This window comes from Cellulomonas sp. P22, assembly GCF_044392165.1.
The window spans coordinates 124,232-148,430 of the sequence record NZ_JBISBW010000007.1; the positions used below are offsets into that span (position 1 = coordinate 124,232).

Consider the following 24,199-nt stretch of genomic DNA (forward strand, 5'->3'; position numbering starts at 1 on the left):
GGCGCGTCGGGTGCCGCAGTGCCCGCTCAGGGCTGCAGGGCGTCGTACTCCGCCTCGGCTGCCACGTCGTCGTCCACGTCGAGGCGCAGGTGCCCGAGCAGCACCTGCAGCACGCGCAGCACGCTCGACGCCCGCTCGCCCCAGCTCGACAGGTAGGAGAACTGCCACCACCACAGCGCCTCGAGCTGCTGGCCCGAGTCGTGGTGCCGCAGACCCTGCAGCAGCGCGCCGGCGACGGCCACCAGGTCGCCCGAGAGCGTCGAGGCCGTGATCTCGGCCCCGAGCAGGGGGTCCACGACCTCGGCGAACTCGTCGAGACCGTCGAGCACGTTCGCGAGCGCGGAGCGCAGCGGGTCGAGATCCGGGTCGGGCCCGATGTCGGGCTCGAAGCGCTCGGGCGGGACGACGTCCTGGATCGCGCCGACCCGGGCCCCCGCGGCCAGGATGTCCGAGACGGCCAGCAGCAGCAGCGGGATCGCCGCGTCGGGGTTGGTGCCCGCGCCGACCTCGGTGACCGTGGAGACGAACGTGCGGGACTCGTCCGCCAGCGTCCGGGCGACCTCCAGGAGGTCCGCCACCTCAGCCTCGTGCCGTGCTCCGTCGTCCGCCGTTCCCACCATGCTCGCCACGCTCCTTAGGCACTGATCCGTCGTCGACCCTCGAAGGCACGCCCCAGAGTCACCTCGTCCGCGTACTCCAGGTCCCCGCCCACCGGCAGGCCCGATGCCAGACGGCTGACCGTGAGGCCCATCGGCACCAGCATGCGTGCCAGGTAGGTCGCCGTCGCCTCGCCCTCGACGTTCGGGTCGGTCGCGAGGATGACCTCGGTGACAGTCCCGTCCGCGAGACGCGTGAGCAGGTCCTTGATGCGCAGGTCGTCGGGCCCGACGCCCGCGATGGGGTTGATGGCCCCGCCGAGCACGTGGTACTTCCCCCGGAACTCCCGGGTGCGCTCGATCGCCACGACGTCCTTGGGCTCCTCGACGACGCACAGCGTCGCGGGTGAGCGCCGCGGGTCACGGCAGATGCGGCACAGCTCCTCCTGCGCGACGTTCCCGCACACCGCGCAGAACCGCACGCGCGCCTTGACCTCGGTGAGGGCGTCGACCAGCCGACGCACGTCACCCGGATCGGCTGCCAGCACGTGGAACGCGATGCGTTGGGCACTCTTGGGACCGACTCCGGGCAGCCGCCCGAGCTCGTCGATCAGGTCCTGGACCGCGCCTTCGTACACCCGACCACCCTACGGTGCACAACCTGTGCTCCGGTGCCGGACGCCCCGGCGCAGGTCAGCGCATGCCGTCCTCGATCTGCTCGTCGATCACGACGCCACCGAGCATCTGCGCCACGAGCGGCGCACCGGTCAGCCCCGACGAGGCGAGGTCCGGGTCGTCGGGCGACGGCGAGTCCTCCTCGACGGCACGCCCGCGCGCGGCACCGACCATGGCGGCGTGCGCGCGCTCGCCGGCCTCGCGGGCGCTCAGCGGCGCCGGGGCCGTCGCAGCCGGCTCGTCGCCGTGCCAGGCGCCCGCCGCGTGCTGCCCCGGGTCCGGGTAGTCGCCGGGCTCGCCCGGGTCTTCGTCGTGCGGCTCGGGCGCGCCCGGGTCGTCGTCGTGGGCGCCGGGCACCGATCCGGGGGCCGCGGGGGTCTGCGCGGCGCCGGGAGCACCCGGTGCCGGATTCGCGGGCGCCGGACGCTGGCTCGATCCGGTGGGCTGGATCGACGCGGTCGCCTGGGTCGGAGCGGAGCGCTGCTCGCCGCCCGACGCGGGGGCGTCCCACGACGCCGCCGCCCGCGCCGTCGCCTGCGCGGGGGTGTCCCACGACGCGGCTGCCGCCTCAGGGCTCATCGACCCCGTGCCGGTCTGCTGCGCCGCACCGTGGCCCGTCGAGGTGCCCGGGTGCTCGGTGGCGTTCCGTGACGCGGAGTCGGCCCGGGACGAACCGGATGCTCCGCTCTCCGCGAGCACCGGCTCGACGCGCACCTCGAAGCCCAGCGTCTCGCGCACCGCGCGCTGCACGATCTCCGCGTGCGGGCCGTTGCGGAACGCCGTCGCGAGCCCCGGGGCCGTGAAGGACAGCGTGAGGGTGGTCGCGTCCAGGTCGGAGACCTGCGCGTTCTGGCTCACCAGCACCCAGGTGGCCTTCTTGAGCCGGTTGAGCGTGTCGAGCACCTCGGCCCACCGGCGCCGGAGCATCTCGGTGTCCGGGCCCGACGACGCCGCGGACTGCGGTGCGGGCGCGCGTACGGGGGCCGGAGCGGGAGCAGGAGCCGACGCCGGGGCGGGCGTCTGGGCGGGGGCGGGCTCGGGCGTCGGGGCGGGTGCAGGCACGGCGGCCTCGACCGGTTCGACGCGGGCGGCCGGCGATGCGGGCTCGTCGACCGGCGCCGCGGCGGGCGCGGGCGTGGGCGCGGGAGCCGCGACAGGTGCCGGAGCCGCGGCCGGCGCGGGCGTGGCAACTGGTGCGGGCGTGGGAACAGGTGCGGGCGTGGCAACCGGTGCGGGCGCAGCGACGGGCACGGCGGCCGGTGCCGCGACGGGCGCCGGTGCCGGTGCGGCTGCCGACGCTGCGGCCGGACGGTCCGCGCCGAGGCGCTCGAGGCGGTCCAGGCGCGCGGTGACGCCCGTGATGGTGTCGTCGGCGGCGGGCAGCAGCAGCCGGGCCATGAGCAGCTCGAGGTGCAGCCGCGGCGACGTCGCGCCCGTCATCTCGGAGAGCGCCGCGTTGACCAGGTCGGCCGATCGTGACAGCTCGGAGGGGCCCAGGTGCGTGGCCTGGGCGCGCATGCGGGTCAGCTGGTCGGAGGGCACGTCACGCAGCGCGGCAGCGGCCGCGTCGCCCGAGGCCGCGATCACGATGAGGTCGCGCAGCCGCTCCAGCAGGTCCTCGACGAAGCGGCGCGGCTCGTGGCCCGTGGAGATGACCCGTTCGACGACCCGGAACGCGCTCGCGCCGTCCCTCGCGGCGATCGCGTCGACGAGGTCGTCGAGCAGCGACGCGTGCGTGTAGCCGAGCAGCGACACCGCACCCTCGTACTCCAGGCCGCCCTCGCCCGATCCGGCGATGAGCTGGTCGAGCACCGAGAGCGTGTCGCGCACCGATCCCGCGCCGGCGCGCACCACGAGGGGCAGCACCCCGGCGCCGACGGGCACACCCTCGGTGCCGCAGACCTGCGCGAGGTAGTCGGTCAGCACGTCCGGCGGGACGAGCCGGAAGGGGTAGTGGTGCGTGCGCGAACGGATCGTGCCGATGACCTTGTCGGGCTCGGTCGTCGCGAAGATGAACTTGATGTGGGGCGGCGGCTCCTCGACGATCTTGAGCAGCGCGTTGAAGCCCTGCGGCGAGACCATGTGGGCCTCGTCGAGGATGAAGATCTTGTACCGGTCGCGGGCCGGCGCGAACGTGGCCCGCTCGCGCAGGTCGCGCGCGTCGTCCACACCGCCGTGGCTGGCCGCGTCGATCTCGACCACGTCGAGGCTGCCGGGACCCCCGCGGGCGAGCTCGACGCACGAGGGGCAGACCCCGCACGGGGTGTCCGTGGGGCCCTCGGCACAGTTGAGGCAGCGCGCGAGGATGCGTGCCGACGTCGTCTTGCCGCAGCCGCGCGGACCCGAGAACAGGTAGGCGTGGTTGACCTGCCCGCTGCGCAGGGCCTGGCGCAGCGGCGCCGTGACGTGGTCCTGCCCGATGACCTCGGCGAAGGAGTCGGGCCGGTAGCGGCGGTACAGAGCGGTCGTCACGCACCGAACCCTATGCGCCGCACCTGACAGCGGTCACCCGACCGGCCGACATCTCAGCCCGTCGCGAGGACGACCGCCAGCACCACCACGGCCACGCTGCCGAGCGCCGAGGTGACGGTGCGTGCCGTCGCCCCCAGGCGTCGGCCGAGCGCCCCGCCACCCGCAGCCACCGCGAGCTGCCAGGCGAGCGACGCGAACCCGGCACCGACCACGAAGGCCGCGCCGAGCCGGGCGCCGGGGCCACCCGGGTCGTCACCGCCGAGCCCCGCGACCGCTCCGACGGCGACCGTCGCGAACGTCAGGGCGGTCATCGGGTTGACCGCGGTCAGTGCGACGAACCGCACGAACGACCGCCCGGGGCGGGCCCGGGTCCGGAGCGCGGCGTCGATCTCCCGGTCCAGGCCGGACGACGGGACGGCCGACCACGACGGCGCGCGCCGCGCCCGCCACAGCCCGACCAGTCCGTGCACCCCGACGCCGCCGAGCACCGCGGCGCTGACCAGGCGCACGAGCTCGCGGTGCGCGGCCAGCGCCTCGGCGACGGGCACGCCGACCGCCACCGCGAGCACCGCGTAGCCGGCGTCGACGACGGCGACCCCGCACGCCGCCCCGACCGCCACCCGGGTGCCGTGCACCATGCCCTCACGCAGCAGCAGCACCCCCACCGGTCCCACCGGCACCGCCACCGCCAGGCCCGCGACCGCCCCGATCGCGAGCGCACCTGCTGTCCCGTCCATGGCCCACAGCCTCGGGCCGCCACTCGATTCCCGAAGCACCGCACCGCGATTGTCACCGTGTGGCTGCGATGATCGCGGCATGGACGACATCGACGACGCGATCCTCCGTGAGCTGACCGCGGATGCGCGGCTGCCCTATCGCGAGCTCGGACGGCGCGTGGGGCTCAGCGCCAACGCGGCCGCCGCGCGGGTGGGTCGCCTCGTCGAGAGAGGCGTCATCCGCGGCTTCACGATCGTGCGCGGGCCCACCGACGCGGGGCCGCTGCCGCAGGGCCTTGAGGTGTTCGTCGAGGTGCGGCTCGGGGCCGAGGTGACGAACGAGGACTTCCACACAGCGCTGACCACGCCGCCCGGGTTCCCGCAGGTGCTCGACGCGGTGCACGTCACGGGCGCGTACGACTACCTGGTGCACGCGGTGGTGCCTGACGCGGCGGCCCTCGACGTGCTGGTGCGGCGGCTCAAGCGGGAGGCGGGCGTCGCCCAGACGTTCACGCGGCTCGCGCTGCGGAAGCCTGCGGTCTAGGCGTCCGGGCATGCAAGGACCCCCCGCACACCCGCCAGAGCTCGCCTGCCCTTGCTGCCTTCCGGCCCTGGGGGAGTTCAGCGAGATGACGCCGCACGAGGGGTCTTGACCAAGACTAACGCAGACGCGGGGCGGGTGGCACAGCCCTTCGCCCTCTCCGGGCCGGGTGCGTCACGACCACGGGCGTCCGGTGGGCGAGACGGCGGCGCGCCACCGTCCCACTCTGGGCGAAATCTCAGGTTTCGGGTGGATCGTTCCCCCATGGGGTCCACCACCGACCGCGCATCCGTCGCGTCGTCCGCACGCGGGCGCGCCGTGCACGACCCGTCGCGCGGCCCCTCGCGGGGGCCCGGCCCGGCGTGGGCGCTCGCCGTCGTCGTAGCCGCGAACGTCCTCGTGGTGCTCGTGCTCTGGGCCTCGAACGGCAACCCCGGCGAGCTGCTCGACGGCTCCGGACCTGCACTGACGTCGTTCGGGAGGCTCGCCGGGCTGCTCGCGTCGTGCTTCCTGCTGCTCCAGGTGCTCGCGATGGCCCGGATCCCCTGGGTCGAGCGCGCGGTCGGCCAGGACCGGGTGGCCCGCTGGCACCGCCTCCTGGGGTTCACGTCGATCGTGCTGCTGCTGACTCACGCGCTCGCCGTCGCTCTCGGGTACACGCTCGTGGACCGCGCCGGGTTCCGGGGCGAGCTGTGGACGATCGTCACCACGTTCCCCGGGGTGCTCCTGGCCACCGCGGCGACCGCGCTGTTCGTGATGATCGCGCTCACGTCGATGCGCTGGGCCCGCCGCCGGCTGCGGTACGAGTCCTGGCACCTGCTGCACCTGTACGCGTACCTCGGGGCGGGTCTCGCGCTGCCCCACCAGCTGTGGACCGGGGCCGACTTCCTCGCGTCGCCGCTCGCGACCGCGTACTGGTGGACGCTGTACGGGCTCGCGCTGGCGAGCGTGCTCGTGTTCCGCATCGGGCGCCCGTTCGTGCTCTCCCGGCGTCACCGCCTGACAGTGAGCCGCGTGGTGCGCGAGACCCCGGACGTGCTGTCGGTGTGGGTGAGCGGTCCCCGCCTGGCCCACCTGCCCGTCGCGGCGGGACAGTTCTTCGTGCTGCGGTTCCGCACCGGCCCCGGCTGGACGCGCGGGCACCCGTTCTCGCTGTCGGCCGCGCCCACCCCTGAGGCGCTGCGGTTCACGTTCGGCACACGGGGTGACGACGGCGAGCGGCTCGCGGGCCTGACCCCCGGTACCGACGTGCTCGTCGAGGGGCCGTTCGGGCGGCTCGTGCCCGGGGTCCGCACCCGGCCCGGGATCGTCGCGGTCGCGGGCGGGCTGGGCATCACGCCGCTCGTGTCGCTGCTCCAGGATGCGGCCCGCACGCCCGGCACCGCGGGTCCGCAGGCCACGCTGGTGCGACGCACCAGCACCGCCGCCGACCAGCCGCTCGCAGCCGACGTCGCGCACCTGGTGCGGACCGGGGCGCTGCGCGTGGTCGACCTGGTCGGGCCGCGCAGCACCACCGGGACCGCGTGGCTGCCTGAGCACCTGGGCCATCTGCCGGGCCCCGCCGCGCTGCGCGAGCTCGTGCCCGATCTCGACGCGTGCGACGTGTACGTCGCGGGCGCCGCCCCGTGGGCCGAGGCGGTCGCGGCCGACGCCCGGGCCGCCGGCGTGCCCGGCAGTGCGCTGCACGTCGAACGTTTCGCCTGGTGAAGGGAGCCTGACCGTGCGACGCATCATCCTGGCGCTGGGCTGCACCGCGGCTGGGCTCGTGCTGCTGTTCTCGTGGCCCACGAGCTGGAACCGGCCGGTGGGGACCGGTGCGGGCACCGATGCGTCGCGCGGCGTCCCGTCGTCGGGCGGGGCCGGGGCCGACGCCGGCACGCAGCCCGATGCGGGCGCTGACGCCGCGGGCGGCACGTTCGTCGGCCGGGCCGTACCCAACGGCCACGGCGACGTGCAGGTGCAGATCACCGTCGCCGACGGCGCCGTGACCGCGGCCCAGGCCACCGAGTACCCGACCGACGACGCCCGAGCCCGGCAGATCAACACCCGGGCCATCCCGATCCTCGACGAGGAGGCCGTGGGGGTCACGGACGCGCAGGCGCTCGACATGGTCTCGGGCGCGACGCTGACCAGCGACGCCTACCGCGAGTCGCTCCAGGACGCGCTGGACCAGGCCGGCCTGTGACGTCGCCCGCCCCGGCCGCCGACGCCGGCACCGGGCGCCGCGCCTGGGTCGAGCAGGTCATGGGCATGCCGGTCAGCGTGCACGTGCGCGGCCCGGGCGCCCGCGGCCCCGACGTCGCGCAGGCCGTGGCCGCGCTGTTCGCGGGGCTGCGCGCGGCGGACGCCACGTTCAGCACCTACCGCGAGGACTCGCAGATCCGCCGGCTGCAGCGCGGCGAGCTCGACCTGGACCTGTGCGCCGGCGAGGTCCGCGAGGTCCACGACCTGTGCGTGGGGGCCCGGGTGGCCACCGACGGGTACTTCGACGCATGGTCGTCGCCGCAGGGCTTCGACCCGACCGGGCTCGTCAAGACGTGGGCGCTCGAGCGGGCGGCCCGCACCCTGGCCGCGCTGCCCGACGTGGGAGCGGCCGTCGGGGCGGGCGGCGACGTCCTGGTGCTGCCCGACGCAGACCCGACGCCGTGGCACATCGGCATCGAGGACCCCCGCGACCGCTCCCGCACGCTGGCGTCGGTGCCGGTGCACGACGGCGGCGTGGCGACGTCGGGCATCGCGGCCCGGGGCGCGCACATCCGCGACCCCCGCACCGGGGAGGCGGTGACCAGCGTGCTGTCCGCGACGGTCAGCGGCCCGTCGCTGCTGTGGGCCGACGTGTGGGCGACCGCGGCCGTGGCCCGCGGGACGGCCGCGGTCGACTGGGTGCACGACCTGCCCGGGACGAGCGGGTTGCTGGTGCTCGCCGACGGGCGCGTGCACCGGTGGGCCAACCCCGCCTGAGCAGCCCCGCCCCCGGCGGCCTGAGCGCGGCGCCCCTGGGCCGATCGACGTCCGGTTCACCCGGCCGTGTCTGATCTGCCTGTTTTCACCCGGCTTGCGTCACCCGCACGGTTCAAGCCCCGCTCCATCGATCCGGCGAAGTGGGATAGACAAGGGCACACCACCCCGAACCACCCCCGTTCGGCACCCGAGGTCCCCCGTCTCGACGGCGCGACGTCGCACGTCACCTGCCCTGTCAGCCCCTCGTCCCGCGAGGTGGCTCTTCCCCGCGCGCCGTGCGACACGTGTCCGGCGCGCCTCGACGATTTGGAGCACGACAGTGAACGCCCTGCGCATCACCTCCACGACCTTCGGCATCGGCGCCCTCGGCGTCACCGCCGCCCTGCTGCTCGCCCCCGCCGCCGCTGCCGCCCCCTGCGTGCCGTCCGCCGGCTCGGCGTTCGTCCCCGCCACCACCGAGACGGTGCTGGTCTCGCCCGCGATCGGCGCCGTCGCGGCCGTGCCCGCCGTCGCGGAGCTCTCGCACACCGAGTACGCCTACGCCCGGACCGTCATCGACCAGGCCCACGTCCCGGCCAAGGACGCCGTGACCGAGACGCGCACGAAGTGGTCGAAGTCGACGTTCATCAAGGGCTGGACCGCGACCGGGAACACGGAGAAGGTCGTCACGCAGGCGTACGTGCCGGGCGTCCCCGCCGTGACCGCGGAGGTCGTCGACAACCCCGGGCAGCCGTACGTCGCCCCGACCGTCGTGCACCACGACGCGATCCCCGCGGTCACCGAGCAGCGCGAGGTGACGCCGGCCGTCGCCGCCTGGGACGAGACGACCGACCCCGGCCAGTCGTACATCGCCCCGAAGACCGAGACGTATGTCGTGACCCCGGCGGTCACCCAGCTCTCGCACATCGAGCACCTGTACGCCCGCTGGGAAGGCCGGGGCCGGGACAAGGTCCAGGTCTTCCAGTGGTTCGCGGAGGGCAGCGAGCCGGGGCGGCACTCCGAGTGGGAGGACGCGTGCCAGTCGCGCGTCGTCGTCGACCGCGAGGCCAAGCCCGCCGTGATGGGGACGCGGGTCACCGACCCGGGCCGTCCGTACATCGCCCCCACCGTCGTGCACCACCCCGCGGTCCCGGCCACCTACGAGACCGTCGTCGTCACCCCCGCGGTGCCGGCCTGGGACGAGGTCACCGACCCCGGTCAGCCGTACGTCGCCCCGACCTACAAGACGGTCGTCGTGACCCCCGCCGTGCCCGAGGTGCCGGAGAAGTCGCACCTGCTCTACGAGCACACCCAGACCGTCGTGGTCGAGGAGGCCGTCGAAGAGGTCAAGGAGGTCTCGCACGAGGAGACGTCGGGCTGGGTCACGGAGGTGCCCGAGGGTGAGGGCTGGGAGCTCGTCGACGAGCGCACGGTGATCGATCAGAAGGCCGTCGCGGCCGTCCCCGGCACCGACGCGGTCCCCGCCGTCTGGGCCGAGCGCGAGCTCACCGCCGCCGTGCCCGCGGTCGCCGCCGTCGTGTGCGCCGCCGACCCGGCCGCCATCCCGCCGGTGACCTACACGAGCGAGGTGCTCGCCGCGCCTGTGCCGGTGGCCGTGGTCGCCCCTGCCGCAGCCGCTCCGGCCGCTGCTGCGAAGGCTGCCACCCCGAAGGCCGCTTCCGCGGTGCTCGCCTCGACCGGCTCCTCGGCCGGGGCCTACGCGGGCGGCGCGCTCGCCCTCGTGGCGCTCGGCGGCGTGCTCGTCGCCGCTCGACGCCGGGCCACCACCGAGCGCTGACCCACCCGCAGCGTCTGCACGCTGCACCAGCCCGTGAGCCGAACCGGCGGCGCACCCCGACATCCGAGATCGGGCGGGCACTCCCTCGACGGCCGTGCGCGGTCCGCCGGCAGCGACGTCAGCTCGCGGTGGTCCGTCCGAAGTGGAACGACGCCGCAGCGGCCCGCGGCCAGCGGCTCGTGACGACCTTGCCGCGGGTGTAGAACTTCACGGCCTCGGGCCCGTACACGTGGCTCTCGCCGAACAGCGAGTCCTTCCATCCGCCGAACGAGTGCCAGCCGACCGGCACGGGGATCGGCACGTTGATGCCGATCATGCCGACGTGCACCGACCGCTGGAACGTGCGCGCGGCCTCACCCGAGGCCGTGAACAGCGCGGTGCCGTTGCCGTAGGGGTTGGCGTTGACGACCTCGACGGCCTCGGCGAGCCCGCTGACCCGCACCACGACCAGCACCGGGCCGAAGATCTCCTCGGCGTACGCGCGCATGTCGGTGGTCACGCCGTCGAGCACAGTCGGCCCGACGAAGAACCCGCCCTCGTACCCCGCGACGGTGTGCCCGCGGCCGTCGACCAGCGCCCGCGCGCCCGCGTCGACCGCCTCCGTGACGATCTCCTCGATGCGCTGCTGCGCGGCGCGGGTGATGACGGGCCCCATGTCGGAGGCCGGGTCGGTGCCGGGCGCCACCCGGACCGCGAGCGCGGCGGTGCGCAGCCGGTCGAGCAGCGCGTCGGCCACCTCGTCCGCCACGAGGACCACCGACACGGCCATGCACCGCTCCCCCGCGGCCCCGAACGCGGCGGCCGTCAGGTGCGTGGCGGCCAGGTCGAGATCGGCGTCGGCCAGCACGACCGCGTGGTTCTTCGCCCCGCCCAGGGCCTGCACGCGCTTGCGGTGCGCGGTCGCGGTGGCGTGCACGTGCTGCGCGATGGGCGTCGAGCCGACGAACGACACCGCGTCGACGTCCGGGTGCGTGAGCAGCCCGTCGACGGCGACCCTGTCCCCCTGCAGCACCGAGAACACGCCGTCGGACAGGCCCGCGTCGTGCCACATCTGCGCGATCAGCAGCGACGCGGACGGGTCCCGCTCGGAGGGCTTGAGGATGAACGCGTTTCCGGTGGCGATCGCCATCGGCGCCATCCACAGCGGCACCATCGCGGGGAAGTTGAACGGGGTGATGCCCGCGACCACGCCGAGCGGCTCGCGGTAGGAGAACACGTCGACGTCCGAGGCGACCTGGTCGGAGTACTCGCCCTTGAGCAGCTGAGGGATCCCGCACGCGAACTCCACGACCTCGAGCCCGCGCCCGATCTCGCCTGCAGCGTCCGAGAGCACCTTGCCGTGCTCGGCCGTGATCGTCGCCGCGAGCTCGGGGGTGCGCGCCACGAGCTGCTCACGGAACGCGAACATCACCGCCGCGCGTCGCCCCAGCGGGGTCTGCGACCACGGCAGCGCGGCCTCGACGGCGCCCGCGACGACAGCGGCGACGTCTGCCTGGTCGGCGAGCACCACCTGTCCGGTGACCTGGCCCGTCGCCGGGTCGAGCACGTCCTGGCGTCGGGTGCCCGATCCGGCCGTGCGCGCACCCCCGACCACGTGGCCGATGAGCGTGGGGGTGGTGGGGGCCTCGGCCGAGGTCTGCGCGGTCATGACGATCTCCTCCGGGGAGCGCGGGACCGCCGGCTGCGACGGTGCGTGCCACTGTAGTCATCGGTCTGCACTGCCCGATAGGGCGGATCCCGGCGGCCACGGCGCTCGTCGGCGACGGAATCGGTGGCGCCCGGCGCCGGCCCCGGGAGGCGTCGCACCCCCGTGCCAGACTCGCCGCATGCCTGAGCACTATGCGCCCGACGACCACGCCTCCGACCGGGCGCTGCTCGTCGCGGCCGCCTACGTGGTGCTCCGCCGCGGCGACGAGGTGCTGCTCCAGCTGCGCCGCGGCACCGGGTACATGGACGAGCACTGGGCCACGATGGCCGGCCACGTCGAGCCCGACGAGTCGGTGCATCAGGCCGCGGTACGGGAGCTGCGCGAGGAGACGGGCGCGGAGGTCCGCCTCGAGGACCTGACCCCGCTCACCACGATCCACCGCTACGCGGTCGGCGGACCCCAGGTCGAGCAGCGCTGCGACGTCTTCTTCGAGGCCCGCACCTGGACCGGCGAGCCGCACATCACCGAGCCCGACAAGTGCGCCGCGATGGGCTGGTTCGCGCTCGACGCGCTGCCCGATCCCGTCGTCCCGCACGAGCGGCTCGTGCTGGAGGGGCTGCGGCCAGGGGCCACCCTGCCGGCGGTCGTCTCGCTGCGCACCGACACCTGACGCGCGGTTCGCCGCGCGTCGGCGCCGGTCAGTCGTTCCACCCCTCGTTGCCCGACTGCCACGGGCCGACCTCGACGGTCGCACCGTCGAGGATGTCGAGCTCGGTCGGCCCCACCCCACCCATGTCGTCCGCTTTCGCCGGCGACCACGACGCCACCGGCAGCTCGAAGGACTCGGCCCCCGGAACAGGGCTGACCAGGACCACGACCGTCTGGTCGCTGTCGAGCGACGTCGACATGGCACCCCACTTCACCTCGGCCAGCACCGTGTCGCCGGGGATCAACGACACCCGCTCGGGCACGGTCGGCCCGATGGACCTCGGCACGAGCGTCACGTTCGGCGTCATGGTGCCCGACGCCCTGCGGAACGCGAGCGTGGGGCGCGCCTCCACCACGCACTCGCGGTCCGTGATGTTGGTCGCGGCCAGCAGCATGAAGCGCGACCCCAGGGCCGCATCGATGCCCCTGATCTCCACTGCGAGCTCGTCGCCCGTGCACAGGGCCGGGTCCGGGGTGCCGGTCGGCCGGTCGGAGAGGAGCACCTCGGGCACGGGCTCGGTCGGGGCCGGCCCCTCCTCGACCACGTCCTCGTGCGTCAGGTCGCTGACGTACCCGCCGACGCTCCCGGCCGGCGACCGCACCTCGTACCGGACCGGCCGTCCGCGGTCGCGCGCGTCGGGCGCTGCGGTCAGGTGCGCGGCGACATCGGCTGCCGCATCGTCGTCATCCACCTCGACCGTGAGCGCGGTGCCGGTCTCGTCGACGAGCAACCACACCGCCGTGACCGACGGCCGCGCTGCCGTCTCGACCGCGAGCCGGACCACCTCGTCGACGTCGGCCACGGGCAGCACCTGCACCGCGAGCACCTCGTCGGCCAGCCACACCCGCCAGGTGACGGACACGTCCCCGCGCGCGACCGCGGCCCGCACGTCCTCCGCCAGCCCCGCGAACCCGTCCGCGTCGACCGGCCCCTCGGTGCGGACGTACAGCGTGACGACCCACGTCTGCCCGCCGTCCGGCCGCACGTAGCCCGCCTCGACCGTCTCGACGCCCTCGAAGGTCTCGATCTCGGCGGACACCCCCGCGACGACCGCCGTCAGGTCCCCCGCCGGCGCTGCCGATCCGGTCCGTGCCTCCGCGCAGCCCGCCAGCGCGAGCACCAGCACGAGGACGCCGACCGAGGCGCCCGACCACGAACGGCACCGCCGACGACGGCGGCTCACGCTCGCGGCAGAAGGACGGATCGGGATGTCGGACGGCACGTCCCGGACGCTACCCACGCGCATCGGCCGACCCGGCCGGAACCAACACACCTCCGCGCACCGCACACAGGACCGCCACAGCCGGGAGCCAGTCAGCGTCCGGTTCAACGCATGCTGCTGACTCGGGTATCCTCATCCGGCCGGGAGGATTCGCCTAGTGGCCTATGGCGCACGCTTGGAAAGCGTGTTGGGTGAAAGCCCTCGGGGGTTCGAATCCCCCATCCTCCGCGCACAGAGAGGCCCGCCACCTGCAACTTCGAAGGTGGCGGGCCTCTCGGCGCTGATCAAGGTGGATCTCCAGGTCGGCCAGAGCGGTCACGGTGGCCACGTGCGCGCCAGCGATCACGAGATGCGCCCTGGGCGACGCGCTCCTGCCCGCACAGTCTCGTCGGATGCCCACGTGGGCCAGGTCCGGGCCCCTCAAGAGCGGTGTGGGTGCTGGCACGTAGGATCCAGGTCATGATGAGTGGCATCCCGATGATCGACCTGTTCGCCGGATGCGGCGGGATGACCCAGGGTTTCGTGGCCGAGGGTTTCGAGCCGATACTCGCTGTCGAATGGGACCGAGCCGCCGCAGCGACCTATGCCGCCAACCACGGCGAGGAGCACGTCGTCGCGGGCGACATCGCTCAGGTCCCGACCGCTGAAATCCCTCCCGCGCGGCTCATCGTCGGCGGGCCACCGTGCCAAGGGTTTTCGAACCTTGGACTCAAAGACCTGAATGACCCTCGCAACCAACTCTGGCGCGAGTATCTGCGGTTCGTCGGCGCCGCACGGCCGGAAGTGTTCGTGGTCGAAAACGTCGACCGGTTCTCTACCAGCCCCGAATTCCAGATGCTCCTGGCCGAGGCGGACCACGGTGCGCTCAGGGAATACGAGTTGACATGGGCCGTGCTGAACTCGGCGGACTACGGGGTCGCGCAACGACGCAAGCGCACCATCGTCATCGGCTCGAGAGTTGGCCGCATCGCTATGCCGACGCCGACGCACATGAAGTCACCTTCAACTGGCGGCGAGCTACTGCCGTGGCGAACACTTCGTGACGTCATCAGTGGACTTCCAACCAATCCCGCGTCGACTGAACTCCCAGAGTCGACCACTTCCTTCTTTGGCGAATCTATGCCTGGCGTATTCAAGGGCATGGACATCCACTTCAGGCGCCAGCCGCTTGAGAAAAGCCGCACCCGCTACTCATTCGTCCCGCCGGGCGGCGGCCGCCTGAACGTCCCGACCGAACTGTTGCCGGACTGCTGGGCCAAAAAGCCATCCGGCACGGTCGATGTCATGGGTCGGGGCCGGTGGGATGCACCCTCGGTGACCATCCGCACTGAGTTCTTCAAGCCCGAGAAGGGTCAGTACCTTCACCCGCAGTGGGAGCCCGCGAAGATGCAGCAGCCCGACTCCCCCTGGGTGCAGGGCGACCCGGAACGCAGCGTCAACCGTGTCATCACGCACTACGAGGCATCCCTGATCCAGGACTTTCCGGACGACTACCAGTGGGTCGGTACGAAGATCCAAATTGCGCGACAGATCGGCAACGCGGTCCCCGGTGGATTGGCGAGGGCGATTGCGCGGCAGGTCAAGCCGTACCTCGCATAGCGCTCACAACCCGGACGGCGTGAGCGCCACCCAGGCGTCGCCCGATATGTCGAATCCTCGCTCGGAGGCGATCACTCGTTCGGCTGGCCACGTACCGCACAGAACCGTGTAGCCAAAGCGCTCAAACACTAGCTCCTTCGCTTGTCGCGCGCGCCGCAGCGGGTCCCTATTTCCTGCGCAGACGGTCTCAATTGACGATCGGGGGATGACCGTGTTTGGCAGGTATCCAAACAGCGCAGTTAGCCTCTCCATCTGACCGACGCGCGGGGCGAAAACGACGTCGATCTGAGCGCGCGTCAGCAGCTTCAACGGCTCGGCCGGCATTGGCGCCCAATCGAGCAGCGGCAGTGCATACCCGGCGAGCGCTGCTGCTGCGATCCCACGCTTTCCGTCCTTATTCTTGCCTTCCCGCAACCAGGCGCGGTGCGTCCGCATGAGAAACGTCCGATATCGCACATTCTTAGAATCGACCTGCACCAGCATGCAGATTTCGCATTGCCCCTCGGTCGGAATCATCCAGTTACTGTGGACCGTCGCCTTCAGCTCCACCGGGATGCCGGCGATGGTTGTGTCGAGCGGCGGCTCCTTGACCAGATCAAGTGCATGGAGCACCCGGTACTGGAGCTTTGTTCCGACGGACGCCCGCTCGTCGGAATCGACGTCCGGGCTCATCAGGTCGAACCGCCCCGTGCGCGAGCCATCGAGCACATACTTCACCGCCTCATCGACCGCCTGGGTCATCCGCCGTTCCAGCGGCGTGATCGTGAGCCATGCGAAGACATCCTGGAGTTGATGGTCGTCGTCGGGGTGAACGATCACGTGGGGGTCACGGACGTGGCCTTTGCGCTCATCAGGCACGCAGAGATCTCCCGGCGTGGCGGGAGTCCGTGCAGTCTCAGCAGGCACGACACCAACGCTAGTCGATTTCCTGGAGTGCTGATGCACAATTGAGGGCGTGCGAACTGACCCGGAGACGAGCGCACGCATGGCGCGGGTACGAAACTGTGACACCGCTGCCGAAATCGCCGTGGGACGCGAGCTTCATCGCAGAGGCCGACGCTTCTTCGTGCAGCGCGCCCTGTTGGCTGACCACCGTCGGGTCGACATTGTGTTTCCGACCGCGCGCCTTGCCATCTTTGTAGATGGATGCTTCTGGCACTCGTGCCCATTGCACGCGATGAGTCCTGCCCGCAACGCCGGGTGGTGGGAGGCAGAACTCGCGGGTAACGTCACCCGAGACCGCGGCACCGACTCCGAGCTCGCTGCACTCGGATGGACCGTGCTCCGCGTGTCGGAGCACGAGGACCCGGTCGAGGCCGCTGACCGTGTCGAGCGCGCGATTTCGGAGGTAAGGCACACACACGACTGACGCAACCGGAGCTGGGCGCCAGGAGCGATATGGTGCGGGCATGCCGGCGCCCTTCGTCAAAGACCTGTGTCTGTACCGTTCCGACGGGAAGCCGAACACATGCGATGCGAGCGACAAGCTGAGCGTCGAGGTCGGCCACGCACTGTTCGACGCGATCGGAGTCAGCATGACTTCGGCGGGCGACGAGCCGACCGGCGCGCAGTTGTCCAAAAAGGTCGCCGCTGACCTTCTGGGGCGCGTGAGCGCGGCTGACTCATCAGCGGTCGTCCGCCCGGAGCAGAGGCTCAACGTGTTCGAGCAGTATCTGCACGTCGGCGCTCTGCGCGATGTGAAACCGGGCCGGTCGAAGGAGTTCGACGCCGCCTGGAACCGGCTCTCGACATACGTTCGCAAGAAGACCGCATCCGGTGACTCTTCCCGCCTGGAGGCGCTGATCGCGGGCGTCGAGACGGTCATCGACCGCGAGGCCGAAGACTTGCGGCTCCTCCTCGACCAGGTCGGCGACGAGTCTCTCCTCGGACTCGACGTCACGGTCTCGCGGCCCGGCGCGCGCAAGGCGCCCATTCTCGAAGTGGCCCTGTCGCTCAAATGGTCATTGCGAACGGACCGCGCTCAGGACTGCCGGACGCAGGGCGCGAAGATGGCCGCCCTGCGGCGTGGTCGAATGCCTCACTTCGGCGTCGTGACGATGGAGCCCCGGCCCTACTACCTCAACCTCGTCGCCGGCGGCTCGGGGGACGTCGACTGCGCCTACGTCCTTGATCTGCCCTCCCTGACGCAGGCGGTCGATCAGGTCTACCGGACTCGGCAACGCGCCAAGGGGCGCGACCTCTTTCACCGGCTCGTCGACCAGCAGCGCATCAGGGACTACGACGATCTGGTGGCTGCGGTGGACACGCTGTAGGCCTTGCCGCCCCACCGCTGGCACTACGCGTGGCGGCCCTGGACTCGTCTTCACAGAAGTCGCGACCTACATCATCGACAACGTGCTGGTTGCTCGCTGCCGACGCGCGCGACCGATGCAGGCCTGCGTCCCTTCACGGCCGCTGCGGCGTGCAGAGCAGTGCCCGAGATCTGCGGCTCGCGCCCCTCGAGATCTTCAACTCGAAGCCCTTGGACCCTGCAGTTCGCGAACCGAGGAAGGCGAAAAGCGGTTGCTTGAGGTGCTGCCCATCACCTACGACGTGCCTGAATTCCGAGGGTGTCGCTTAACAGCGACTTCCGCTGGGCAGTCGCGCCGGAGTTGGCCCAGGGCAAATCTGGCGGCGCTTGGCGAGCGCCAACGACGCGTGTCAGCCGCCCCTTGTTTCCCCATCCTCGCCTGGCGAAGGGTGCGGGACCTGTAGCGGTGTGGGGAGCAGGCCTCTGGTCGAGGTCAGCGCACCGTGGCACCGGAGCCACGCCACCGCGCCCCGCGCCGTCACCACGCCCGTGCTGAACGACGCCTGCAGCAGGTAGCCGCCGGTCGGCGCCTCCCAGTCGAGCATCTCCCCCGCGACGAACGTGCCGGGCAGCCGACGCACCATCAGCGACTCGTCGACCTCCTCCCAGGCGACGCCGCCCGCTGTGGAGATGGCCCGGTCGATCGGCATCGTCGCGGGCACCACGGCCGGGACCGCCTTGACCAGCTCGGCCATCACTGTCGCGTCGACCGGCAGGGCGCCGCCGGTCGACTCCCGCAGCAGGGCGATCGCGACCGGGTCGAGCCCGATGCGGCGCAGCCAGGTGGAGCCGGAGTCCTTCGGCCGACGGTTCTGCAGCCGGGCGGTGAGCTGGTCGACGGTCAGGTCGGGGCGGAGGTCGACGTGGAGGACGCACTCGCCGTCGGCGTCGAGAGCGTCGCGGATCGCTGCGCCGATCGCGTAGATCGGGCCGCCCTCGATGCCGGTCCGCGTGACCATCGCGTCGCCGCGTGCCGACTGGTCACGTCCGCGGACCGTCAGGGCCACGTTCTTCAGCGGCTTCCCGGCGAACCTCTCGGCGAACGTGTCGGTCCAGGAGACCTGCACCCCGACGTTCGCGGCCCGCAGCGGTGTCACGGCGATCCCGCGGTCGGTGAACAGGTCGACCCAGCCACCGTCGGCACCGAGCCGCGGCCAGGACGCACCGCCGAGCGCGAAGAGAGTGACGTCCGGGGCGACCTCGACCGTCTCGCCGTCGGTCCGGGTGAAGTGCAGCCCACCGTCGCCCGTCCATCCCGTCCAGCGCTGGCGCGTCTCGATCCGCACCCCGAGCTCGGCCAGGCGCACCAACCAGGCGCGCATCAGGGGTGTCGCCCGGAACGCCTGCGGGAACACGCGCCCGCTCGACCCGACGAACGTCGGCTCGCCCAGACCCGCGCACCAGTCGCGGAGGTCGTCGGGGCTGAACACGTCGAGCATCGGTGCGATCCGGTCGGCGGATCGGCCGTATCGGCCCAGCATCCGGTCGCGGGCCTCGGAGTGGGTGATGTTCAGCCCGCCGTGACCCGCCAGGAGGAACCTGCGGCCGACCGACGGCATCCGGTCGTACACCGTGACGGCCACGCCGGCCCGGGCCAGCGTCTCCGCGGCGATCAACCCTGCGGGGCCACCACCGATCACACCCGCCGTGCTCATCGGCCGGATCGGCCGAGCTCGACGGCGGGTGTCGGCATCAGGATCGGCATCGGTCGAACGTAACCCACGCGCGTCGACGCGCACCAACGACCGCTGCCCGGCAAGCCGGCACTACGCGGTATCGGAAGGACCACCAGCGGTCGGCGGGCGATCCGCGAGCCGTGCGTGCTCGACCTCGGCGACCACCGCATCGACCGCATCCTGCAGCGGCCGGTGCTCCCAGATCCGCACCACTCGCCAGCCGGCCGCCTCCAGGTGAGCCGTGGTGTCGGCATCACGACCCCGGTTCGCGGCGATCTTCTGCGACCACCAGTCACGGTTCGAGCGCGGCTGCGTGCCGTGCTCGGGGCATCCGTGCCAGAAGCAGCCGTCGAGGAACACCGCGACGCGGGCCCGCGTGAACGCGATGTCGATGCTGCGCCGCGGCAGACCGGGGATCTTGTACGCCACGCGGTACCGGAAGCCGCGGGCGTGGAGGGCGCTGCGGAGCGCTCGCTCACGGTCGTTGTCACGCCGCGGCAGCCGGGACATCCGCTGCGAGACCCCGGCACCCGACGAGCCCGGGTGGCTCGGCACGTGGAACGTGGTCATCGGCTTCCTCCAGGCCCGCTCGTCATGCCGTCGGGGCGGGGTGCGAGCAGGGCGCGATCCTTGACGTCAAGGAGCCCGTCGTAGGCTCCTCCATCATGGCCACGTTCTCCTCCGTGTCGAGACAGCACATCCTCCAGGCGATCGCCGAGTACGACGCCCGTGGTGGCGAGGACTTCCTCCAGGTCTACGGCTTCGGCCAGTCGCGCGACTTCACGCTGATCCATGAGGGCCGCACCTACGACGCGAAGGCCGTGCTCGGGGTCGCGCACCGCTTCGCCACCGGTCGGCTCGCCACGGCGGCCGAGTTCGACGGCAGCGCGCACGGCGCCGTCGCGATCCTGCGCAAGCGGGGCTTCGAGGTGACCGAGCCGGCGTCGATGTCGACCGCGCAGGCTGCCCCGACGCGTGCGCCGCGCGCCCCGCGTGCCACCCGGACACCGGTTGCGCGACCCGTCCCCGTCCGGGAGGCCCCGGCCAAGATCTGCCCGACGTGCTCGATGACCCTCCCGGCGACGGGTGTGTGCGACGACTGCGGCTGAGGCTCCCGCCCCGGCGACCAGCACACTGATCAACATGCCGATGTGAGGTATCACTGGGCATGATTTGCGTGTGAGCTCGGGCTCACATTCAGCACCACAGCGCGAACCTCATCGACGACCACTCATCGGGAGCAAGCCGTGGGCCTCATCCACATCGAGCTGTTCACGACCCTCGACCTCGTCGCGCAGGCGCCCGGCGGCCCCGACGAGGACCCGGCGGGGTTCGAGTTCGGCGGTTGGCAGGCGCCGCTGCTGGACGAGGTCGCCGGGGCGCAGATCGCCGCCGCCTACGAAGGCACCGACGCCCTGCTGCTCGGCCGGCGGACGTACGACATCTTCGCCGCCTACTGGCCGCACCAGGGAGGTGGCGAGGACAACGAGATCGCCTCCCTCTTCAACAGCGTCCCGAAGTACGTCGCCTCCCGCGGTAGGCCAGATCTGTCGTGGGCCCGGTCCACCCAGCTCGGCCCGGACCTGGCGAGCGCCGTGCGCGAGGTCCGCGACCGGCACGAGCACGTGAAGGTCGTCGGGAGCCTGGACCTGGTGCAGACCCTTCTCCGGGAGAAGCTCTTCGACCGCCTCGACCTCTGGGTGCACCCGATCGTGCTGGGCGTCGGGAAGAAGGTGTTCGACGAGGGTGCGGTGCCCACGAACGTCACGCTCCTCGAACCGCCCGTCGCCAGCCCGACGGGCACCGTGTTCCTGCGTTACGGGCTCGCCGACGGCACACCCGCGACGGGAGACATGAGCGCACCCGATCGCGGCGTCGGGCGCGACGACTGAGCACCCGCGCAACCGTCAGCTCACAGCCGCCGGGATCAGCACCCGGACCCCGGCGGCTCGACGCTGCCGTGCGGCAGGACGTCGCTGGCGGCTGACCGCCGTCGAGAGTGCTGGCCCTACGCGTGCGCGGCCGGCAGGACCCTGTCCAGCCAGCCCGGCAGCCACCAGTTGTGGCGACCGAGCAGCGTCATCGCCGACGGGAGAAGCACGGCACGCACCACGGTCGCGTCGATGATCACCGCGGCCGCGAGGCCGATCCCGAGCTGCATGAACTCGATGAGCGACAGGGACGCGAAGATCGCGAACACGGCCACCATGACGACGGCCGCGCTCGTGACGACACCCGCCGACGCGGTCACGCCGCGGGCGACGGCGGTGCGCGTCGAGACCCCGGGAACGTGCTCCTCACGGATCCGGCTGACGACGAACACGTGATAGTCCATCGACAGCCCGAACAGGATGACGAACAGGAACAGCGGCAGCCAGTCGACGACGAATCCGGTGTTCGTGACTCCGAGCAGGTCTGCCCCCACGCCGTGCTGGAAGACCAGGACGAGCAGCCCGTAGGCGGCGCCCACCGACAACACGTTCAGCACGATCGCGGTCGCGGCCACGACGACCGATCGGAACGCGAGCACCAGGATGGCGAAGCTGATCGCGACCACGAAGGCGATGACCAGCGGGAGGTGCGAGGAGAGCGCGTCGCCGAAGTCCTCCGTCTGCGCGGTGCCGCCGGTCACGCCTGCGGCGACGCCCGGAAGCTCCGTCCGCACCGTCGGCACGAGGTCGTCGCGCAGCAGTGCGAGGGCCGCGGCGGCCTCGCTGCCGGTCGGGTCACCGGCCACGGGCAGGTCGATGCGCGCCGTGCGGCCGTCGGGCGCGACGTCGAGAGCGACGCCGGACAGGTCGGCGAACAACCCGCTCGCCTGCGCGTCGGCGACGAGCTGGTCTGTCGCCGCACTGATGGCCGTCAGGTCGAGGGCGTCGTCGTCCGACGACCAGAGGCCGACGGTGTGGGCCGAGCCCTCCTGCGGGAACGCGGCGGTCATCGCCGTGTACGGCGTGAGCGCCGGGACCGATTCGCCCATCGCTTCCATGCTCGCCTCGCCGGTCTTCATGCCGAGCACCGGCAGGGCCAGTCCGACGAGCGCGAGGCCGGCCACGACGAGCGAGACCGCGGGCTTGCGCAGGACCACTCGCATGGCGACAGGCCAGAAGCGCGGCTTCCCCGGGCGGCTCAGGCGGTGCAGCAGCGGGACGCGGGGCCGGTCGAGCCTGTCCCCGAGGAGCGACAGCAGCGCGGGAAGCACGGTGAGCGACCCGAGGACCGCGACGGCCACAACGAGCATCGTCCCGACCGCCATCGACGTGAAGACCGCGGCACCCGCGAAGAAGAGGCCGGCCATCGAGACGATGACCGCCAGCCCTGAGGTCACGACGGCCCGCCCGCTCGTCGCGGCGGCGATGTCGATCGCCGACCGCCGATCGACCCCGCGAGCGATCTCCTCGCGCATGCGACGCACGTAGAAGAGGGAGTAGTCCACCCCGACGGCCATGCCGACGAGCAGGACGACGCTGCTGAGCGTGTCGGTCGCGGGGATGAGGTGGGAGACGAGCGCCGCGAGGCCGATCGCCGACCCGACTGCGGACAGGGCGAGCAGCACCGGGACGCCGGCAGCGAAGATCGCGCCGAAGGCGAGGAGCAGGATGACGAACGTCACGGGCAGGCTCAGCATCTCGGCACGTTCGAAGTCCCCGCTGACCTGCTCGTTGATCGCGACGCCGAGCGACGCGCTGCCGAGCTGGTGGATCGCGAGCTCCGGGTGCAGTGCGGCCACCGCGTCGGTCGCGGCGATGACCGGCACGACTCGGTCGGCCGCGACCGTGTCGGCCTCGGCGCCCGTCGCCGTGCCGACGTCGATCGTCAGCGGGATCAGGGCAGAGCGACCGTCGGCCGAGCGGATGGGATCGGCCGTGCTCGCGACCTCGGAGAGGTCGGCCCACCGCTGGTGGAGGTCTGCCGTGACCGCCGCCAGGTCGGCATCGCTGAGGGTGCTGCCTGCGGGCGCCTGGACGAACACCCGCTCGCTCGTGTCCGGCGGGAAGCCGGCCTGCTCGATGGCGATGTCGACCCGGCCGGACTCGCCGGTCCCCTGCTCGGCGGCCGTCTGGGACCGGGTCCCGGCCGCGAGGCCGCCGACGAGGGTCGCAGCGACGAAGAGGACCCACAGCCCGATGGCCGCCCATCGGTGCGTCGCGCTCCACCGGGCGATCCGCTGCGCGCCGGGGACGCGGTCACGGCGGGGCGGGCTCGGGGGCCGCTGGGCGGCGGCTCTCTCGAACGCCGGAGTGCTGACGGAGGACATGGAGGCTCCTTGCGTGGCAGTGGTTCGTCACCTGCAACCCTGCCGGGGGCATGCGGCGGAGTCAGTCCCGCAGCCCCCCGAATCTCGGGTAGGGCTAGCCCCCGGTTGTCCCGAGCATCCGCGACGCGTGGGACCTGAGCGCACCCGGTGTCGGGCGCGGCGACTGAACCTCGAGGACGAGCAGCTGTGCCCCGGCCCGGACGCAGGAGGCACCCCGCAGCGCGTGCTTGCGGGGTGCCTCGGACGTGCGGGGGGAGGTCAGTCCTCCGTGGTCGGCGTCGCGTCGCCCGCGAGGATCAGGTAGAGATCCCGGCGCGCGCGGTCGATGACCTCGAGCGCCTTCGTCGCCTGCTCGTCGGTGCCGGTGCGGGCGACCTGGTGGGCCGCCGCGCCGAGCGCCTCCATGGCGCCACGCAGCGCGCGACCCGGCGAGGCCGGCCGGCTCGCGGCGTCCTCCCACGGGCTGCCCAGCTGCTCGGCGTGCTCGGTGACGTAGGTGCGGCCGACCTCCGTGAGGGTGGCCATCTTGCGGCCGGACTCGGCGGTGATGACCACCAGGCCCTCGTCCTCGAGCAGGTTGAGCGCCGGGTAGATGGCGCCCGGGCTGGGCCGCCACGTGCCGCCCGACCGCTCGCTGATCTGCTGGATCAGCTGGTAGCCGTGCATCGGCTCCTCGGCGAGGAGCAGCAGGATCGCGGCGCGGATGTCGCCGCGCCCGGCACGTCGGCCACCCCCGCGACCACCGGGGCCGCCGAAGCCGCGCGGTCCGCCAGGGCCGAAGCCCGGACCGCCGACGCCAGGACCGCCGAAGCCGCGTCCGCGGTGCTCGTGGTGCTCGTGCGAGAAGGCGCCACGGGGGCCGCCGCGCCGGGGGTCGAAGCCCTCCTCGTAGGGGGCCTCGGGGAAGTCGCCTCGGCGGCGACGGTTGCGGCCGCCGCGGGCGGTCGGGTCAGATGCGTCGGGGGCGAAGGGGTGTCGCATGGGTCGTCTCCTTGAGGATGTGGGCCGCGGGCCGATGTCGGTGCATCCGCGGGTCGG

Annotated in this window: 22 protein-coding genes, 1 tRNA gene and 1 other RNA gene; 12 read left to right on the top strand and 12 right to left on the bottom strand. The window is 72.5% G+C overall.

Annotated elements, in window-relative coordinates:
* Window positions 1-26: 26 nt before the first annotated feature.
* Genes ACGIF2_RS09570 through ACGIF2_RS09585 form a run of 4 tightly spaced genes read right to left on the bottom strand, consistent with a single transcriptional unit; the run spans window position 27 to window position 4,480 of the window.
* Entirely contained in the window at window positions 27-620 is a 594-nt protein-coding gene (locus ACGIF2_RS09570) for a DUF5063 domain-containing protein (protein ID WP_396045937.1), read from the bottom strand.
* A gap of 14 nt (window positions 621-634) precedes the next feature.
* Entirely contained in the window at window positions 635-1,234 is a 600-nt protein-coding gene (gene recR / locus ACGIF2_RS09575; protein WP_396045939.1) for a recombination mediator RecR, read from the bottom strand.
* 55 nt (window positions 1,235-1,289) lie between these two features.
* Window positions 1,290-3,743 (bottom strand): DNA polymerase III subunit gamma and tau, encoded by a 2,454-nt coding sequence (locus tag ACGIF2_RS09580; RefSeq protein ID WP_396045941.1) that lies wholly within the window; start codon window positions 3,741-3,743, stop codon window positions 1,290-1,292.
* A 53-nt stretch (window positions 3,744-3,796) separates the two neighbouring features.
* A complete protein-coding gene (locus ACGIF2_RS09585) occupies window positions 3,797-4,480 on the bottom strand; it encodes a LysE family transporter (RefSeq protein WP_396045943.1) in 684 nt (227 codons plus the stop codon).
* 79 nt (window positions 4,481-4,559) lie between these two features.
* On the opposite strand from ACGIF2_RS09585, the gene ACGIF2_RS09590 reads away from it, so the two are divergent.
* The gene (locus tag ACGIF2_RS09590) at window positions 4,560-5,003 is read left to right on the top strand and encodes an Lrp/AsnC family transcriptional regulator (protein WP_396045945.1); all 444 of its coding nucleotides are present in this window, start codon (window positions 4,560-4,562) and stop codon (window positions 5,001-5,003) included.
* A gap of 11 nt (window positions 5,004-5,014) precedes the next feature.
* On the opposite strand, the gene ffs is transcribed toward ACGIF2_RS09590, so the two are convergent.
* Window positions 5,015-5,111, bottom strand: an RNA gene (gene ffs, locus ACGIF2_RS09595) — signal recognition particle sRNA small type.
* Between the two features lie 153 nt (window positions 5,112-5,264).
* Here ffs and ACGIF2_RS09600 point away from each other — a divergent pair.
* The 4 genes from ACGIF2_RS09600 (at window position 5,265) to ACGIF2_RS09615 (ending at window position 9,738) form a co-directional block, all read left to right on the top strand.
* Window positions 5,265-6,707 carry a ferric reductase-like transmembrane domain-containing protein gene (locus ACGIF2_RS09600; protein WP_396045947.1) on the top strand — a complete coding sequence of 481 codons (1,443 nt, stop codon included), beginning with the start codon at window positions 5,265-5,267 and terminating at the stop codon, window positions 6,705-6,707.
* Window positions 6,708-6,720: 13 nt separating this feature from the next.
* Window positions 6,721-7,185 carry an FMN-binding protein gene (locus tag ACGIF2_RS09605; protein WP_396045949.1) on the top strand — a complete coding sequence of 155 codons (465 nt, stop codon included), beginning with the start codon at window positions 6,721-6,723 and terminating at the stop codon, window positions 7,183-7,185.
* On the top strand, window positions 7,182-7,961 hold the full coding sequence (locus ACGIF2_RS09610; protein ID WP_396045951.1) for an FAD:protein FMN transferase: 780 nt from the start codon (window positions 7,182-7,184) through the stop codon (window positions 7,959-7,961). Before ACGIF2_RS09605 ends, ACGIF2_RS09610 begins: the two co-directional genes overlap by 4 nt.
* A gap of 319 nt (window positions 7,962-8,280) precedes the next feature.
* Window positions 8,281-9,738: a hypothetical protein gene (locus tag ACGIF2_RS09615; RefSeq protein WP_396045953.1), complete on the top strand. Its 1,458-nt coding sequence runs from the start codon at window positions 8,281-8,283 to the stop codon at window positions 9,736-9,738.
* Window positions 9,739-9,856: 118 nt separating this feature from the next.
* On the opposite strand, the gene ACGIF2_RS09620 is transcribed toward ACGIF2_RS09615, so the two are convergent.
* Window positions 9,857-11,386 carry a CoA-acylating methylmalonate-semialdehyde dehydrogenase gene (locus tag ACGIF2_RS09620; protein ID WP_396045955.1) on the bottom strand — a complete coding sequence of 510 codons (1,530 nt, stop codon included), beginning with the start codon at window positions 11,384-11,386 and terminating at the stop codon, window positions 9,857-9,859.
* A gap of 178 nt (window positions 11,387-11,564) precedes the next feature.
* Between ACGIF2_RS09620 and ACGIF2_RS09625 the strand changes: the two genes are divergently transcribed.
* Window positions 11,565-12,056 (top strand): NUDIX domain-containing protein, encoded by a 492-nt coding sequence (locus ACGIF2_RS09625; protein ID WP_396045957.1) that lies wholly within the window; start codon window positions 11,565-11,567, stop codon window positions 12,054-12,056.
* A 28-nt stretch (window positions 12,057-12,084) separates the two neighbouring features.
* On the opposite strand, the gene ACGIF2_RS09630 is transcribed toward ACGIF2_RS09625, so the two are convergent.
* On the bottom strand, window positions 12,085-13,317 hold the full coding sequence (locus tag ACGIF2_RS09630) for a DUF4232 domain-containing protein (RefSeq protein WP_396045959.1): 1,233 nt from the start codon (window positions 13,315-13,317) through the stop codon (window positions 12,085-12,087).
* Between the two features lie 143 nt (window positions 13,318-13,460).
* On the opposite strand from ACGIF2_RS09630, the gene ACGIF2_RS09635 reads away from it, so the two are divergent.
* Window positions 13,461-13,545 (top strand) — tRNA-Ser (locus tag ACGIF2_RS09635).
* A gap of 231 nt (window positions 13,546-13,776) precedes the next feature.
* Window positions 13,777-14,916, top strand: a complete 1,140-nt coding sequence (locus tag ACGIF2_RS09640) for a DNA cytosine methyltransferase (RefSeq protein ID WP_396045961.1) — start codon at window positions 13,777-13,779, stop codon at window positions 14,914-14,916.
* A gap of 3 nt (window positions 14,917-14,919) precedes the next feature.
* Here the strand turns inward: ACGIF2_RS09640 and ACGIF2_RS09645 are convergent, their stop codons facing one another.
* The gene (locus ACGIF2_RS09645) at window positions 14,920-15,774 is read right to left on the bottom strand and encodes a NaeI family type II restriction endonuclease (RefSeq protein WP_396045963.1); all 855 of its coding nucleotides are present in this window, start codon (window positions 15,772-15,774) and stop codon (window positions 14,920-14,922) included.
* Between the two features lie 97 nt (window positions 15,775-15,871).
* Here ACGIF2_RS09645 and ACGIF2_RS09650 point away from each other — a divergent pair, with 97 nt between their 5' ends.
* Complete coding sequence (locus ACGIF2_RS09650) at window positions 15,872-16,285, top strand: very short patch repair endonuclease (RefSeq protein WP_396045965.1); 414 nt, start codon at window positions 15,872-15,874, stop codon at window positions 16,283-16,285.
* A gap of 40 nt (window positions 16,286-16,325) precedes the next feature.
* Window positions 16,326-17,189 (top strand): NgoMIV family type II restriction endonuclease, encoded by an 864-nt coding sequence (locus ACGIF2_RS09655; protein ID WP_396045967.1) that lies wholly within the window; start codon window positions 16,326-16,328, stop codon window positions 17,187-17,189.
* Window positions 17,190-17,577: 388 nt separating this feature from the next.
* On the opposite strand, the gene ACGIF2_RS09660 is transcribed toward ACGIF2_RS09655, so the two are convergent.
* Both ACGIF2_RS09660 and ACGIF2_RS09665 read right to left on the bottom strand, forming a co-directional pair.
* Window positions 17,578-18,882, bottom strand: a complete 1,305-nt coding sequence (locus ACGIF2_RS09660) for an NAD(P)/FAD-dependent oxidoreductase (protein WP_396045969.1) — start codon at window positions 18,880-18,882, stop codon at window positions 17,578-17,580.
* A 111-nt stretch (window positions 18,883-18,993) separates the two neighbouring features.
* Window positions 18,994-19,473, bottom strand: a complete 480-nt coding sequence (locus ACGIF2_RS09665) for a very short patch repair endonuclease (RefSeq protein WP_396045971.1) — start codon at window positions 19,471-19,473, stop codon at window positions 18,994-18,996.
* Between the two features lie 95 nt (window positions 19,474-19,568).
* Between ACGIF2_RS09665 and ACGIF2_RS09670 the strand changes: the two genes are divergently transcribed.
* Both ACGIF2_RS09670 and ACGIF2_RS09675 read left to right on the top strand, forming a co-directional pair.
* The gene (locus ACGIF2_RS09670; RefSeq protein WP_396045973.1) at window positions 19,569-20,012 is read left to right on the top strand and encodes a hypothetical protein; all 444 of its coding nucleotides are present in this window, start codon (window positions 19,569-19,571) and stop codon (window positions 20,010-20,012) included.
* A gap of 138 nt (window positions 20,013-20,150) precedes the next feature.
* On the top strand, window positions 20,151-20,795 hold the full coding sequence (locus ACGIF2_RS09675) for a dihydrofolate reductase family protein (protein ID WP_396045975.1): 645 nt from the start codon (window positions 20,151-20,153) through the stop codon (window positions 20,793-20,795).
* A 116-nt stretch (window positions 20,796-20,911) separates the two neighbouring features.
* Here ACGIF2_RS09675 and ACGIF2_RS09680 read toward each other — a convergent pair whose 3' ends face one another.
* Window positions 20,912-23,161 carry an MMPL family transporter gene (locus ACGIF2_RS09680; RefSeq protein WP_396045977.1) on the bottom strand — a complete coding sequence of 750 codons (2,250 nt, stop codon included), beginning with the start codon at window positions 23,159-23,161 and terminating at the stop codon, window positions 20,912-20,914.
* Window positions 23,162-23,419: 258 nt separating this feature from the next.
* Complete coding sequence (locus ACGIF2_RS09685) at window positions 23,420-24,142, bottom strand: PadR family transcriptional regulator (protein ID WP_396045979.1); 723 nt, start codon at window positions 24,140-24,142, stop codon at window positions 23,420-23,422.
* Between the last annotated feature and the right edge of the window lie 57 nt (window positions 24,143-24,199).